Consider the following 15608-nt stretch of genomic DNA (forward strand, 5'->3'; position numbering starts at 1 on the left):
ACTAGCGACACTTGAGCGAAATGGATCTCCATATTCTTGAAAATAATGTGATAAATACGCTTATTTCCTGCAAAAATAAAAGCTGAAATAGCAGATGCATCCTGCAAAATCTTGTATAGAATAAAAGCAGTTGATGGGGGATAAGATGCAAGTTTTTCGTTCAAAAAAAGATTGGTGGGTGGTGGCATTTATTGTTTGTATGAGCGGTTTACTCATTCAATTATTACTCACCATGCAAGCCAAAGGTACGATGCAGCAATATCCTCTTCATACCGCGGTGTATATTTTAACGGTATTACTGCTGTGGTGGCCAATATTCAATACACGTTATCAAATTTCCGCTACAGAATTAAACGTCCGTAGCATGTTTCTACGTTGGCAAATTCCTTTGCAGGATATCCAACGCATCAGTGCAAGTCAGGATTTGTCTGCGGCACCTGCGCTTTCCATTAAACGTTTAAAAATTGAATATCTTCGAGATGGCAAAACCAAATTTGTCATGGTTTCACCGAAAGATCCGCAAGCTTTTGCTAAAGCGATTGGTGTTCCAATCCAATAAATATAAGAATGCTGAATAAAGGTATGTGAGCATGCCTTTTAAAGACCAGTGAATTATTTAATAATAACCAATTGTCCAAGTTGTGCATCTAGGTGTATTTTAGTTTGTTCGGGATGATTCAAAAAATACACCGCCACAATAGGTTCAAGTTCAACCCGTATTTTTCGTGCTAAATGTCGTGCGCCATAACGAATATCATGGTTCTGATAAAAATGTGCTTTGGCTGCATCTGTGAGTTTGATACTGCGTTTTTGATGTTGTAGGCGTTGATTAAGTTTTTCCAGTTCAATCTCCACCAAACGGGGCAAGGCATCATCTTGAACGGGTTGATATTGCAGTACACGGTCAATACGGTTAATAAATTCAGGGTCGAATTTACGTTGCATGACTTTTTCAATAATGCTGCTGACCGGCACGCGTTTGAGACAAACCTTCTGTATTTTTTCGGGTAAAAAATTTAACTTATCTAGATATTGCTGTGCCGCTTGTGCACCGACATTGCTGGTCATAAAGATCATACAATTACGAAAGTCGATGGTTTTTGTACCTGAGGTTAGGGTTAATTTTCCGCTATCCAGCACATTCATTAAGCCGCGAAGCACTTCGGTTGACGCTTTTTCCAGTTCATCAAAAAGCACGATGCCCGGTCGGGTATGACTACCTGCAATGGCAACTTCATCAAATAAACTATGGCCTTCTTTAGAACCGACATAGCCCGGAGGCGCGCCAGTAATGGCAGCCGCATAATGTTCCTGTGCGAGCGTGTTCATATCAATACGGCAAAAGGCATCAGGTCGGCCATAAATCACTTCACTGATTAAACGCACAGTTTCGGTTTTACCAACACCTGTCGGTCCAAGCATTAAGGTTACGGAGAGCGGTCGTTCAGGACTGGAAAAATCAGCCTTGACCACATGCAGCATTTTTTCAATTTCGTCTAATGCTGCTTCTTGTCCAATGATCCGTTGCTTTAGGTGTTGCATAACGTCATGCGGTTCAAAATGAAAACGCGGCTTACCCATCAAACGGTTTTTTTCAGCAGTGCTATGCGTCGAAGTTGTCGGGTGTACGACATGGATGGCGGGATTGGCGTTCGTCATGCATCATGTTCCTAAAGCGGGATGTTTTGAGCATAGCAAATTTAGAATTTTGCATTAATAGCTTTTAACAATCAGATCATTGCTATGAGCAACAATAAATTTGCGGGATTGCTTGAAAATGCAGATAAAAGCATCACATCATGTCAAAGAGCAATATCGAAGACGGAACAAGGCAAAAGTGAACGAAAACGCACGCGAACATATTGAAAAAATTCTGGCTAATATGACGACTCTACCCGGTGTTTACCGCATGCTGGGTAAAGACGGTGAGTTGCTGTATGTGGGTAAAGCAAAGAATTTAAAAAATCGTGTGTCGAGCTATTTTGTTAAAACCATTGAACATCCGAAAACACAGGCCTTAGTGGCACGAATCTACGACATTGAAACCTTGGTGGTGCGTTCTGAAACCGAAGCTTTATTGCTCGAACAAAACCTGATTAAGCTGCATCGTCCGCCCTATAACATCATGCTGCGTGACGACAAATCCTATGTCTATATTTTTATTTCAGCCGATAAACCCTATCCACGAATTGCCGCAGGGCGAGGCAAAGCGAAGCATCAGGCCGGTAAGTTTTTCGGGCCTTATCCGAGTGCTTATAACGCGCGTGATACTTTGGTGGTGCTGCAAAAACTGTTTAATGTGCGTCAGTGTGAAAATAGCTATTTTTCACAGCGCAAACGACCATGCCTGCAATACCAAATTAAACGTTGTTCCGCGCCTTGTGTGGGGTTGATCTCACCCGAAGATTATAAAGAAGATGTCAATAACTCGATTCGTTTCTTACAAGGCGACACCAAAGAGCTCAATCAAGAGTTAATTGGAAAAATGGAAGCTGCTGCCGAAGCTTTGGAGTTTGAAAAGGCGGTGTTTTATCGTGATCGTATGGCACTGCTGCGTGATGTACAAACCCAGCAAGCGATTTATAAAGTCAAAGGTGAGGCCGATATCATTGCCATTGCTTATCAAGCCGGTGTGACCTGTGTGCAGATTATGCATGTGCGCAATGGTAAAATGCTCGGCGGAAAGAGTTATTTTCCTGACATGTTGGGCGATGATTTGGGGCAAATGCTCTCAGATTTTATTGCCAATTTTTACTTTCAGGTGGCAGACGAAATCCCTGCGGAACTCATCATTAATGTCGATATTCCAGATCGTAAAGACATGGAAGATGCGTTGTACCAACACTTTGAAAAGCGGATTCAAATCAAACATAAAGTGCGTGAAACCCGTGCAGAGTGGCAAGAATTGGCACAGATGAATGTACAACATGCGATTAAAGGTAAATTGGCTGATCATTTTGAATTGAATGAGCGCTTTCATCAGTTAGAGCAAGTCGTTGGGCGGCCGATTGACAGTATTGAGTGTTTTGATATTTCTCATACCATGGGGGAGGCAACCATCGCGTCTTGTGTGGTCTTTGATGCGGGCGGCGCAAGAAAGCGTGACTATCGCCAATTTTCCATCAATGATATTACCGAAGGCGATGATTATGCTGCCATGCGTCAAGCGCTGACCCGCCGCTATAAAAAGCATATGCTGCCCGATTTGCTATTAATTGACGGGGGTAAAGGTCAATTACACATGGCGATGGAAGTCATGCAAGAACTTGAGCTCGATGCCTTTATGGTCGGGGTGTCCAAAGGTGAGGGGCGTAAACCGGGTCTGGAAACCTTGCACTTTACCGATGGTGAAAAAATCCAATTGCCCGAAGACCATAAAGCCCTGCATTTGATTCAACAGGTTCGTGATGAAGCCCACCGCTTTGCCATTACCAAACACCGAGCGAAAAGAGATAAAAAGCGCGGCTCATCGGTACTTGAGGTGATTCCGGGCTTAGGGCCAAAACGTCGTCGGGATCTGTTGACCCATTTTGGTGGCATTCAGGGGGTACTCAAAGCTTCGGAAAATGATTTAAAACTTGTACCGGGATTAGGCGATGTGATGGCGCGCACCATTTATAAAATCCTGCATGAATAGAGCGAACTAGCCCCAATCGATGACGCATCAAGTCTGAATTTGCCAAAATGCTCATTGACGCATGAGTCACTGATCATTCACATTATTTGATTTTTATACAATGATATAAAAATCAAAAATATGATCAGGGATGATGATGTCACTCGCACAGTTGTATCAACATATTGAACACAATGAATGGGTTGAGATTCCAGAAGGATGGTTGCAAGGAAGAACGATCTATGGCGGCTTAGTGGCTGGCATGATGATGCACAAAGCCGTTGCCACCATTGCCGATCCGCAGCGACGTTTACTCAGTTGTAATGTGACCTTTGTTGGGCCAGTACAATTGGCGCCCGTGCGTTTAAGTACTGAAATTTTAAGACAGGGCAAATCCGTCACCACCATCGAAGTTCGACTTTGGCAAGATGATGCCGTACAAAGCATTTTATTGGCGAGTTTTGGTGTTCCACGTGAATCAAGCATTGCCGTCAATCAGGAACGTCAAGCACCCGATTTCCCTGAAGTGAGCAGCTTAAAGATTGCCGAACATCATCCACTTGCACCCCAGTGCTTTCAGCAAATGGATTTGGCCTGGGTAGATGGGCAGTATCCGTTTACAGCAAGCAAAAAGCCTGACTTTAGTGGTTGGATGCGTTTTAATCCAGAACGCCATGATAACCGTAAGATGACCGTAGCCGATTTACTGGTCTCGATGGATATGTGGCCGCCCGGCGTGCTGCCTATGTACAAAACCATGGCACCTGCGAGTTCTTTAACATGGACATTAACCTATGTGCATCCCTTGCAATCAAGCTTGCATAATTGGTTTAAATATAAAGTATTTACCGATTATGCAGCGGATGGATACGCTACAGAATATGCTCATTTATGGGATGAAAATAACCAGTTGATAGCGATTGCGCGACAGACTGTTACGGTGTTTGCCTAGTGACACTGAGGGGCATTTCGTATAAAGTGAGTGCAACTAACGATGGATAAATCCTCAAATTATTTTGCATTTTCATCGTGCATGAGGGGAAAACTGGGGTGTCTATGACAACAGGTCGAATCCTGAATATTCCTAATATTTTAACATTGGCACGAATTGCTTTAATTCCTGTGTTTTTGTTGGTGGCGTACTGGCCACCTGCAATGGGCGTGGGTGAGCATGCTGCAAGCATGTCACGTCATATATTGCTGACTGCTATTTTTGTGATCGCAGCTGTCACTGACTGGTTTGATGGCTACCTTGCAAGAAGTTTAAATCAGACTTCAGCATTTGGACGTTTTCTCGATCCTGTTGCAGATAAACTGATGGTCGCAACTGCGTTGATCGTCTTGGTGCAATGGCAACCGACCATTTCGATGGCCTTTGCAGCGATTGTAATTATTTCACGTGAAATCACGGTGTCTGCCCTACGTGAGTGGATGGCTGAATTAGGCGCGCGTACCAGTGTTGCGGTTTCAACCGTTGGTAAATATAAAACAGCATTCCAGATGATTGCGATTTCAGTATTTTTGTTGAATTGGCCACCCCTAGAAATGTTGGCGTATGGATTGCTCTATACAGCCGTAGTTTTAACGTTATGGTCGATGTTTATTTATTTGAAAGCTGCATGGCCGTATTTAAAACAACCTTGATTTAAAAGTAAGTTACTAAAAGCTCCGTTATCGGGGCTTTTTTATTGCCGAGCTTTTAGAAAAAATTGAGGGTTTGTCTAGTTTGAACAGCGCTTCATTTGATTAGAGCTTGAAGTTAAATGTGAGATGTTAGTGCAAATTTTGGATAAAAAAATTCCCAGATTTTGGGGGAAATCTGGGAAGGAAAATCGGGGTTACTTATCGCTATTATGGAAGATGTTTCCATCTTCTTGATTGCTATTATAGGAAAGCAGATTTAGAAATACATGGAGTTTATTGTAGTGTAATGTTGTATTTTATTGAGAAATGTATCACAAATTTACATTAAGAATTTTTGATACAAATTGGCCGATAACTTTGGTAGGTTTTGTTTGGATTTAAACAATGAAAATCGATATATGTGATGATAAAAATACATTTAACATTATTTAAATAATAAATTCATTTATTTAAGTTTAAATAAAATTGATCAATGGATAAAAGATTTCCAGTAATGAAGGGGCACTTCCCAATTAAAGCTTACATAGACTTGATCTTTGTTTTGCAAAATAACAGCAGTGTTTCTATGTACGAAAAAGGGGCCTTTTTAGACTCCTTTTTGAAATTTGAAGCTACGCGCTTCGCTTGTCTTGCGTAATTTTTAGAGCAATAAAAAAGAATCCCCAAGATTAGAGATTCTTTTCAATTAAAGCCTACGAGCAGCATAGCTGCTTGTCTTGCGGCGTGGCAGTACTCCTAAGCACAAAAAAGGGGCCCCTTTGGACTCCTTCATGACATTTGAAGCTACGCGCTTCGCTTGTGTTGCGTAATTTTTAGAGCAATAAAAAAGAATCCCCAAGATTGGAGATTCTTTTCAATTAAAGCCTACGCACAGCATAGCTGCTTGTTTTGCGGCGTGGCGGAGCAGTGCTCCTAAGCACAAAAAAAAGGAGCCTTTTTAGACTCCTTTTTGAGATTTGAAGCTACGCGCTTCGCTTGTCTTGCGTAATTTTTAGAGCAGCGCTCTAAAAATTACTCAGGCTTTAGGCCTTCGGCTTTTTCTAAAGATTCATCATTGCTGAAGAATTTTTCACGTTGCTCTTCAAGGAACTTTTTCGCGTCAGCTTCAAACACGTTTAAACGTTTTTCATTGATCAACGTCGTTTGGTGTTTTAGCCATTCTTGCCAAGCTTGTTTAGATACCGTATCAAACAATTCTTGTCCCTTCGCACCCGGGAATGGTGCAAAGTCTAAACCTTCCATTTCAGCCTGATATTTACGGCAAAACACTTGTCGAGACATATCAATACTCCATTTAACTTGAAAAAGTTATGCGTAAAGTTTTTCTAAACGTGCGTGTGCGCGTTCAATTGCTGCTTCAACTTGAGCAGGTGCAGTACCACCAATGTGGTTACGTGCATTGACAGATGCTTCAAGTGTTAATGCTTTTTCGAAGACATCGGCCTGAATCAAGTCAGAGAACTGTTGAAGTTGCTCAAGGGTTAATTCTGAAAGATCTTTGCCTTCTTGAACACCGAGAGCAACTGCTTTACCCACAATCTCATGTGCATCACGGAATGCCACGCCATTTTTAACGAGGTAGTCGGCAAGGTCAGTTGCAGTTGAGAAGCCACGTAGCGCTGCTTCACGCATGATGTCAATGTTTGGCACTAGTGCAGGGATCATGTCGGCAAATGCCATGAGTGAGCCACGAACAGTATCGATTGCATCGAATAGTGGTTCTTTATCTTCTTGGTTGTCTTTGTTGTATGCCAATGGTTGACCTTTCATCAGGGTCAATAGGCTCATCAAGTCACCATATACACGGCCAGTTTTACCACGGATCAACTCAGGAACGTCTGGGTTTTTCTTTTGCGGCATGATTGAAGAGCCAGTGCAGAAACGGTCAGGGATGTTCACAAATTTGAACTGAGCCGATGTCCAAAGAATCATTTCTTCTGACATACGTGATAAATGCATCATGATCAGCGATGCTGCAGCATTGAATTCAATACCAAAATCACGATCAGACACGGCGTCCAATGAATTTTCACAGACAGCTTCGAAACCTAAGAGTTCTGCTGTATACGCACGTTCGATTGGATAGGTTGTACCTGCAAGTGCAGCAGAGCCTAAAGGTAGGCGATTTACACGTTTACGGCAGTCAATTAAACGTTCTGAGTCACGTACCAGCATTTCAAACCATGCCATTAAATGGTGACCAAAAGTCACTGGCTGTGCAGTTTGTAAATGCGTGAAGCCCGGCATGATGGTATTGGTATTTTTCGCCGCTAAGCCTAGGATGCCTTTTTGTAATTTTTTCAATAATTCTAAAATCGCATCGATTTCGTCGCGAACATACAGACGGATATCGGTTGCAACTTGGTCATTACGGCTACGACCGGTGTGTAGTTTTTTACCTGTAATACCGATACGTTGAGTCAAGCGTGACTCAATATTCATGTGCACATCTTCTAGGTCAATGCGCCATTCGAAGTTACCCGCTTCAATTTCTGCTTTAATGGTGTTTAAGCCATTAATAATATCGTCACGCTCTTGTTCAGTTAGAACGCCAACTTTTGCAAGCATGGTTGCATGTGCAATTGAACCTGCAATATCTTGTTTATAAAAGCGTTGGTCAAACTGTACAGATGCTGTAAATTCAGCAACAAAAGCGTCAGTAGCTTCGGAAAAACGACCGCCCCACATGCCTGAAGTTTGGGCTTGTGACGGATTTGAGGAATTAGAAGATGTGGTCATGTCGGCTCAATAAGATAAAAAGCATAGAACTGAGCAAGAGTATAGCAAATTCGAACCCAGTTGCCGAAGGGCAAGTTGATCAAACTTTTAGACAGGGTTTAGGTCTATGACAATTTCTGTATTTTCAGGAAAAATGGGCCGTTGGCACTATCTGTGGGAGCTGTTTCTTGCGGGCAATATTGTGGCTTTGGTTTTGGTCTTGGCCCAAGCTCAATCGTGGCAAGCCTTAAGTGTTTCCAGTGTCATGCAGCATGTGTTGTTTATTAACTGGATATTATTGGCATTTGCAGCATTTTCAGAGCTTTTGCAGAGCAAGACGCGTGGTTTAAGCATGAAAATGCTCATGTTTAGCGGGTTTGTTTTATTGCAAGCTTTGGTGTTATTCACCACCATAACTTTAAATGTTTTGATCTATTTTGGTGAAAATTTCAGTTTAGCTGGTTTGAGTGCAGACGTTTTAACTGCTGGTGTGGTTTTAAATCTGAGCTATGGGGTATTACTTGGGGCATTTTGTTTTCGATATTTATATTTAAGAGAACAGTGGGGTCGACAACATCATAGTGAATTAAACTCACGCATTCAGGCTATGCAAGCTCGGATTCATCCACATTTTTTATTTAATAGCTTAAACAATGTGATTAGCTTGATTGCGATTGACCCAGATAAAGCGGAGCAAATGCTACTGAATTTATCTCGATTATTCCGTGCAAGTTTTCAAGAATTGAAGTTGGTAAGTCTCAAAGATGAGATCGATCTGTGTCAGCGTTATTTGGCCATTGAACAAATGCGTTTAGGTGATCGGCTTAAGGTGGAGTGGAAACTAGAAGGTACTGAACAATACGCTCAAGTACAAATTCCACTATTAACTTTACAACCTTTATTAGAAAATAGTATTTTTCATGGAGTTGAAAAGATTTTGACAAAGAGTACGATAAATATATTGATTGAAATATTACAAAATCAAATTAATATCGTTATTACAAATCCCTATACACAGGATACAATTAAATTACGTCAGGGGAATGGTATTGCCATCGAAAACGTGAAACAGAGACTTGAGGCATATTATGGTCAGCATGTCACTTTTCAAACCTACGCAGGCGAGGGGATGTATACGACTGTGGTGCAATATCAATATAAATAGAAATCTCAGTTGACCAATAAAAATAAATGACGTTAACGAGATAAGGAGGAGAAATGGACATCCTAATCTGTGATGATGAGCCTCTAGCAGTAGAGCGATTGTCACGTTTAGTCACTCAACTTGGACATCAAGTGGTTGCGAAAGCTTCACATGGTCAACAAGCGATTGACTTGGCTCAAAGCCTCGAGCCTGATGTCATCTTACTAGATATACAAATGCCTGAAATGGATGGGTTGACTTGCGCGAAATTGTTGCGTGAATTAGACCCCATGCCCGCTATTATTTTTTGCACTGCATATGATCATCATGCACTTGATGCATTTAAATCGAATGCAGAGGGATATTTACTAAAACCAGTTATGCAACAGGAATTGCAGCAGGTTTTAGATCATTTAACTAAATTAACCCAAGCTCAATTGAGCACGATAAAACAAAAAGAAAATATGGACGAAATTAAAATCAGCCGCCATCAAATCGCGGCAAAGACTTATCGTGGTGTAGAACTGGTCCCTGTGGAAAATATTTATTATTTTCTTGCAGATCAGAAATATGTCACTGTTCGGCATAAAAATGGCAATGTACTTATTGATGAAACGCTGAAGGATTTAGAGCATGAATTTGGTGATCGCTTTATACGCATTCATCGCAATGCCTTGGTGTCTGTGAGCTTTTTAGATGGTTTGGAAGTCGTAAGCTCAGGGCAATATCAGGTGCGTTGTCGAGATTTAGAAGAGCGTTTGGCGGTCAGCCGTCGACATTTACCAAATTTACGTGAGCGAATACAAAAATTATAGGGCAAGGGTCAAAGCACATTGCGAATTAAGCTTGCATTTTCAACTGAGCAAGTTAAGTTTAGAATAATAGCCCTATAGACTGTATTTTAAAATTTATGAATATCCTTAAGATCGCAACTCGACAAAGCCCGCTTGCACTTTGGCAGGCGGAACATATTCGTGCACGCTTAGAAGCACTTCATGCAAATTTGAAAGTTGAGTTGGTGACCTTTGTGACCCAAGGTGACAAGATTCTAGATACCCCTTTAGCCAAAATTGGGGGAAAAGGATTATTTGTAAAAGAATTAGAAGCGGCGTTGTTGGATGGTCGTGCAGACTTGGCAGTTCATTCGATGAAAGATGTGCCAATGGCTTTGCCTGAAGGTTTAAGCTTGGCCGTGATTTGTGAGCGTGAAGACCCATTAGATGCTTTCGTTTCAAATACTTATAACAGTTTTGATGATTTACCCCAGGGTGCGAAGGTGGGGACGTCGAGCTTGCGCCGCAAATGCCAAATTTTAAAACAACGTCCAGACCTTGAAATTATTGATCTGCGTGGCAATGTGGGTACGCGTTTATCTAAACTCGATGCGGGTAACTATGATGCGATTATTTTGGCGAGTGCAGGGCTGAAGCGTTTGGGCTTAGCAGAGCGTATTCGTCATACTCTTGAGCCTGTTGTGAGTTTACCTGCAGTTGGACAAGGTGCATTGGGCCTAGAATGTCGTAGCCAAGATCAAGCTGTATTGGATTTAATTTTGCCCTTAATGCATGCAGAGACCAATTCTTGTGTACGTGCAGAACGTGCTTTTAATGCATATCTAGAAGGTGGCTGCCAAGTACCGATTGCAGGTTATGCAACCTTAGAAAATGGTCAGATTCATTTGGAAGGTCGAGTCGGTAGTGTTGACGGTCAAACCTTGTTGAAAGCACAGCAAGTAGGTCTTCCCGAACAGGCTGAACAGCTCGGTGTCAAATTGGCCCAAGACTTGTTAGCCCAAGGTGCCGGTGAAATTTTAAAGGCACTGTATTAATACATGCTTTTTATCAATACACGTCCGACAGATCGTGCAGCGCAGCTTAGCTTGACGCTGCGCTCTGCGGGTGTTGCTGTGGCTGAGCTTCCATTACTTGAGCTTAAGCCGCGGGCATGGTCAGAAGCATTGGCAGTGTGCTATGCCCAGTTGAGTGCTGCGGATGTATTGGTTGTGGTGAGCCCCTCTGCGGTCACCTTTGGTATGCAAGGTTTGCGTAAGGCAGGCATTTCACTTGAGCAGCTCGAACATATTCAATGGGTTGCAGTTGGTGACGCAACCGCAGCAAAACTGGCTGATTATGGCATTCACAGTGTCGTACCGCAGGTGGAAACCTCGGAGGGAATGCTCACTTTAAGCCATTTAGAACAATTGGAGGCCGGGGCTTGCGTTGCATTTTGGCGCGGTGAAGGTGGTCGTCAATTTATGATGCAGCAGTTGCTAGCACGTGGCATTCAGATTCTTAATTTTGTGCTATACGAACGCCATCTACCGGAAGAGACCACTCAAAAAGTAAAAACACTCATTTCTGAACATCAGTTGTCATCTCCGTATTGTATGTTGATCACCAGTGAGGCCAGTTGGCTCAATTGGCTTGACCTGATTCAGTCGCATTTATCAGTACTGCGCCATGCACATTTTTTAGTTTTAGGTGTAAGGTTGTTCGAGCTACTTGAGCAAAGTCGTATAACACTGAACAAAGATTTTAAAATTATTCAACTCGAAGATTTAAACGCGACACACATATTGCAGCATGTGCAAGTCGTGCAGGGAAATACATGAAGAAGTTGTTTGTCGTTGTGGTCATTGTCGCCGTACTTTGGTTGGCTAAACTCAGTTTTGACCTATTTCAAGTCAATGCTCAACAAACCGAACTGATGCAACAGCAAACTTTATTGCAACAGCGCAATGCAGGTTTGAATGATCAGGTCGTGGCTTTGAAACGTCAGTTGAGCGGCACAACGACCGAGATGGCGGCTGCAACGACATCGAATACTTCGATTGCTGCTGAGGCAACCCATAGCATTGAGCCAATGATGGTTGTGGGCCAGCAACTTGATTTGGTTGAATTTGCCATGCAGCAACAACAATTTGCTGTCGCTTTGGAAAAATTAAACCAATTAGACCAACAATTAGATCAGTTGAGCTTGGCACCTGCACTTCGCATGAGTTTGCATCAGGTGATTCAAAAAGATCGTGAGACCTTAAAGCAATATGTGACAGAGCGTCAGTTGCAATCTGATAAAGTGAAAAATACCCTGCAATCGATCGATCAATTGTTAGAAAAAGAAATATTAAAGCCCTATAGTTCTAAAGAGCAGCAAAAGGGTCTTTCTTTTTGGCAAAAATGGATTCAAGTCGAATCGGTCGAGCAACCGAGTCCCGTATTAATGCAGCGTAGCTTGGTATTAAAAGAAATGCAGTTACGTTTAATTTTGGCTCAGCAAGTTTTAAATCAAGGACAATATCCTCAATTTCAACAAGAAATCACTGAAATTATGCAAATTATGCAGCAATTGCCAGATGCTTCATTAAAACCGATACGCCAACGTCTAGAACAATTAAAGGACATTCCGGTTATTTCTGTACCGCTATTAAATACTCGGGCACTCATAGGATAATCGACTATGAAACATATTTTATTGGCCTATTTATTTATTAGCTTATTGGTTGTTGCCATTATTAGTTTGCTGAGTTTTGGACATGGTGCAGGCTATGTCTATTTATACTGGCGTGAATGGCAAGTTCAATCCAATATTTGGTTTTTAGCATTATTGCTGGCACTACTGAGTTTGTTCGTGCAAATGCTTTGGTATGCGGTTAAACGCTATTTAAGTCGAGAGCAGCGTAAATCTGAAACAGTCTTTAGTTTTAATAAACTGCATCCCTATGAACAATTGGCTGTCATTTGGCTTTTAAATGCTGCGCAAGATCAAAAAAACTTTATTCAGCAAGCTTTTACTGAGTCTGGATTATTAAAAGGGGTGATTGATGCGCGTTTATATTGGATTCAGCAACAATATGAAACAGCATTAAATGCATTAACTCAGACCAATCCAATGGCTTTTGAACTCGCAGAATTGCAACGGATTGAAATTTATTTATCCCAACAAGAGGGTGAAAAGGCTTTAACGCATCTCGAATTTTTGAATCAACATGAATTATCGCCATGGTTGCAAAAAGTCAGCACTGCCTATGAGCAGCGTTTAACCACGCTATGGGGCATGTTTGCGTTGCAGTTTCCTTGGTTGTATTTGCGTTCGACACGTTATGGACATTTAGATGAGCTGACAAAACAAGCTTGGTTGGAGCAATTATTATCTGCATTTGATCAAGCTGATGTCGATGACTTACAGCATTTAAAGCAGCGTTATTTGGATTTGCAAGATCAAATAACAGAGCGTAAATATGCGGTCAAAGTGTTGTGGTTAAAAGTCTTGTCTCGTATGCCAGAGATGAGTCAGGAACATGAGCAATTGGCTATTCATTTACTGGAACAGCAATTTAACAAAGAAGTGTTCTTTTTGTGGTTCCAGCAAAAAATGCTGAAGCAAAACCCTGACTATGTGGCTGTAGAACAGCAGATTCAACGTTGGGAAGAAAAGTATCCTGCGCTGCCTGTTTTTAGTTTTGCAAAATGGAATATTTACCAAGCGACAGCACGCCAAGCTGAAGCAGATGCATTGTTAGAATTATATCCAGATGATGTATTAATGAGTTATTTACGCATCAAGTCAGCTTTAAATCAGCAGGATGAATTGATCAAACAATTAAATTTAGTATTTGAAAATAATGCCAATTTTATGGAAATTCGAATATAAGGATATTATATGCAAGAAGATTTAGCTCAATATTCATTGATTCATACTCAACACGTAGCTTGGGGGGGCGAATTCAAACATGAGGTGCGACAGTTTCAAAAGCCTTATGATAATCAACAAGCTGAGCAAATTTCTCTAATGGTGTAAGCCAATCTAACGCTTTTCTAGGGCGAGTATTCAGTGACATGGCAACTTGATTTAAATAATGCTGATCTACCTGGTTTAAATCAATCCCTTTAGGTAAATATTGCCTAATTAAACCATTCATATTTTCGCATGTGCCTTTCTGCCATGGCGAATGTGGGTCACAGAAATATACATCTATGCCTAAATCTTCTTCGAGGATTTTATGTTCTGACATCTCACGTCCACGGTCATAGGTCAATGTTTTACGCAGTTCTGCGGGTAAATATTTCAGAGCTTCAGTTAAAGCCTTGCGCACTGATTCTGCCTTTGCATCAGGTAATGTTGCCAAGATACAGAGCCGTGTATTTCGTTCAATAAGTGTTGCTATCGAACTTTTATTGTCTTTACCTTTAATTAAATCGGCTTCCCAATGACCCGGTATTTTTCTTTCTTGAACTTCGGTTGGGCGCTCATGAATAGTTTTAATATCCTGTAATATAGAATCTTTTTTAGGTTCACCGTTAGCTTTTCGCTTTTTATTTTCATGACGCAGACAGGATAGTAAGTCTTTTTTCAGCTCACCCTTTGGTAATGCTCGTATCGTTGAATAAATCGTTGTATGGCTTACATTCATTGTTTGATCCAAATCAGGAAATCTCTTTAAACGCTTTGCTATTTGCTGAGGAGACCATAAACAACGGATCGCTTCAACAATAAATTTCCAGAGGATTGAATCGATTTTGAGTTTTCTGTGACCACGTCTACGTCTAGCGAAGGTGTTATCAGAAGCATATTGAGCTTGATAAACGTCATTGATGCTATTTCTTTTAAGCTCACGATAGATCGTACTAGGATGTCTTTTAATGAGTTCAGCAAATTTTCTGGGTGAAAAGCCTTCTTTTCTTGACTCAAGCATTAATGCAGTACGATCTTCAAAGTTAAGATGATGGTATGACAATTTTATATACTCCATAAACCCTTTAAATTAATTAGGTGGTTTATGTCGCACTTCAAGTTTTACTCTGCCAGTTATATATTATGGAGTGAACAGCAACAAAAAATCGTTGCAACAGGCGATGCGGTTATTGTGTGCGTGGATAAAATGACCCTGCAAAAAACCTCTATTCCAGAAAATATTAAAACCAAAATAAAAGCCTTAGAAAATTCAGTGGGAAATAATATTTAAATACAATTTAACTTTATATATTTTAAGGAGTCGTGTTAAAATATTGTAGTAAAATGAAAATTATTTATTGAATAAAAATTTTATTATAATATTATGAGCGAGTTTTCATAAGCATTATTAAAATGAAATTTCGGAGTTAAAGATTATGCCTGATATTAGTAATTTATCAGTTGAAGAGTTAAAGAAGCTTCAAGTAGAAGCTGAAGCACTGATTGCATCTAAAAAAGATCAAGCGATTGAAGATGCGTATAACCGTATTGTTGAAATTGCAGAAAATTTAGATTTAAGCGTTGAACAAATTCTTGAATTTGGTTTAAGCAAACGTAAAAAATCAACGCGTAAAGCGGTTGAGCCACGTTACCGTAGCAAAACCAATGCAGATGACACGTGGACTGGTCGTGGTAAACAACCACGTTGGTTAGTGGCTGAGTTAGAAAAAGGCGCGAAACTAGAAGACTTCTTAATTTAAGAACAATTCATGAAATCGTCATATCCTGAGTTCAGGATAATTAAACCAGGCAAAT

General features: G+C 40.9%; 15 protein-coding genes and 1 pseudogene. 12 read left to right on the forward strand and 4 right to left on the reverse strand.

Annotated features, from left to right (window positions below; genetic code table 11):
* Positions 1–145: 145 nt before the first annotated feature.
* Entirely contained in the window at positions 146–559 is a 414-nt protein-coding gene (locus FTT98_RS02455) for a PH domain-containing protein (RefSeq protein ID WP_180042072.1), read from the forward strand.
* Between the two features lie 53 nt (positions 560–612).
* Here the strand turns inward: FTT98_RS02455 and FTT98_RS02460 are convergent, their stop codons facing one another.
* Entirely contained in the window at positions 613–1659 is a 1047-nt protein-coding gene (locus FTT98_RS02460) for an AAA family ATPase (protein WP_180042070.1), read from the reverse strand.
* 178 nt (positions 1660–1837) lie between these two features.
* On the opposite strand from FTT98_RS02460, the gene uvrC reads away from it, so the two are divergent.
* From uvrC to pgsA, 3 genes are all read left to right on the forward strand, one after another.
* Positions 1838–3637 (forward strand): excinuclease ABC subunit UvrC, encoded by a 1800-nt coding sequence (gene uvrC / locus FTT98_RS02465; protein ID WP_180042078.1) that lies wholly within the window; start codon positions 1838–1840, stop codon positions 3635–3637.
* Positions 3638–3773: 136 nt separating this feature from the next.
* The gene (locus tag FTT98_RS02470; protein ID WP_180176954.1) at positions 3774–4568 is read left to right on the forward strand and encodes a thioesterase family protein; all 795 of its coding nucleotides are present in this window, start codon (positions 3774–3776) and stop codon (positions 4566–4568) included.
* Positions 4569–4672: 104 nt separating this feature from the next.
* Positions 4673–5260, forward strand: coding sequence for a CDP-diacylglycerol--glycerol-3-phosphate 3-phosphatidyltransferase (pgsA, locus tag FTT98_RS02475; protein ID WP_180054240.1), 588 nt, complete (start codon positions 4673–4675; stop codon positions 5258–5260).
* Positions 5261–6271: 1011 nt separating this feature from the next.
* Here the strand turns inward: pgsA and FTT98_RS02480 are convergent.
* Together FTT98_RS02480 and argH are read right to left on the reverse strand one after the other, a co-directional pair.
* Entirely contained in the window at positions 6272–6541 is a 270-nt protein-coding gene (locus FTT98_RS02480) for an oxidative damage protection protein (RefSeq protein ID WP_078190466.1), read from the reverse strand.
* A gap of 27 nt (positions 6542–6568) precedes the next feature.
* A complete protein-coding gene (gene argH / locus FTT98_RS02485; protein ID WP_171263765.1) occupies positions 6569–7999 on the reverse strand; it encodes an argininosuccinate lyase in 1431 nt (476 codons plus the stop codon).
* On the opposite strand from argH, the pseudogene FTT98_RS02490 reads away from it, so the two are divergent.
* The 6 genes and pseudogenes from FTT98_RS02490 to FTT98_RS02515 all read left to right on the forward strand — a co-directional run bounded on the left by FTT98_RS02490 (position 7990) and on the right by FTT98_RS02515 (position 13772).
* Positions 7990–9143: pseudogene (locus FTT98_RS02490) on the forward strand (sensor histidine kinase). The gene argH and the pseudogene FTT98_RS02490 sit on opposite strands and share 10 nt — an antisense overlap.
* A 53-nt stretch (positions 9144–9196) precedes the next feature.
* The gene (locus FTT98_RS02495) at positions 9197–9937 is read left to right on the forward strand and encodes a LytTR family DNA-binding domain-containing protein (protein ID WP_180012128.1); all 741 of its coding nucleotides are present in this window, start codon (positions 9197–9199) and stop codon (positions 9935–9937) included.
* 95 nt (positions 9938–10032) lie between these two features.
* Positions 10033–10950, forward strand: a complete 918-nt coding sequence (gene hemC, locus FTT98_RS02500) for a hydroxymethylbilane synthase (RefSeq protein ID WP_218950642.1) — start codon at positions 10033–10035, stop codon at positions 10948–10950.
* A 3-nt stretch (positions 10951–10953) separates the two neighbouring features.
* Positions 10954–11733, forward strand: a complete 780-nt coding sequence (locus tag FTT98_RS02505; RefSeq protein ID WP_180041304.1) for a uroporphyrinogen-III synthase — start codon at positions 10954–10956, stop codon at positions 11731–11733.
* The gene (locus tag FTT98_RS02510) at positions 11730–12572 is read left to right on the forward strand and encodes a hypothetical protein (RefSeq protein WP_180041302.1); all 843 of its coding nucleotides are present in this window, start codon (positions 11730–11732) and stop codon (positions 12570–12572) included. Before FTT98_RS02505 ends, FTT98_RS02510 begins: the two co-directional genes overlap by 4 nt.
* 6 nt (positions 12573–12578) lie before the next feature.
* Complete coding sequence (locus FTT98_RS02515; protein WP_180041300.1) at positions 12579–13772, forward strand: heme biosynthesis protein HemY; 1194 nt, start codon at positions 12579–12581, stop codon at positions 13770–13772.
* A 73-nt stretch (positions 13773–13845) separates the two neighbouring features.
* On the opposite strand, the gene FTT98_RS02520 is transcribed toward FTT98_RS02515, so the two are convergent.
* The gene (locus tag FTT98_RS02520) at positions 13846–14814 is read right to left on the reverse strand and encodes an IS30 family transposase (protein WP_180171125.1); all 969 of its coding nucleotides are present in this window, start codon (positions 14812–14814) and stop codon (positions 13846–13848) included.
* 84 nt (positions 14815–14898) lie between these two features.
* Here FTT98_RS02520 and FTT98_RS02525 point away from each other — a divergent pair, with 84 nt between their 5' ends.
* A complete protein-coding gene (locus tag FTT98_RS02525) occupies positions 14899–15084 on the forward strand; it encodes a hypothetical protein (RefSeq protein ID WP_373685116.1) in 186 nt (61 codons plus the stop codon).
* A 142-nt stretch (positions 15085–15226) separates the two neighbouring features.
* The gene (locus FTT98_RS02530; protein ID WP_180007248.1) at positions 15227–15553 is read left to right on the forward strand and encodes an H-NS family nucleoid-associated regulatory protein; all 327 of its coding nucleotides are present in this window, start codon (positions 15227–15229) and stop codon (positions 15551–15553) included.
* Positions 15554–15608 lie beyond the last annotated feature (55 nt).

The sequence above is a fragment of the Acinetobacter sp. YH12039 genome (assembly GCF_013420015.1).
GTDB lineage: Bacteria > Pseudomonadota > Gammaproteobacteria > Pseudomonadales > Moraxellaceae > Acinetobacter > Acinetobacter amyesii.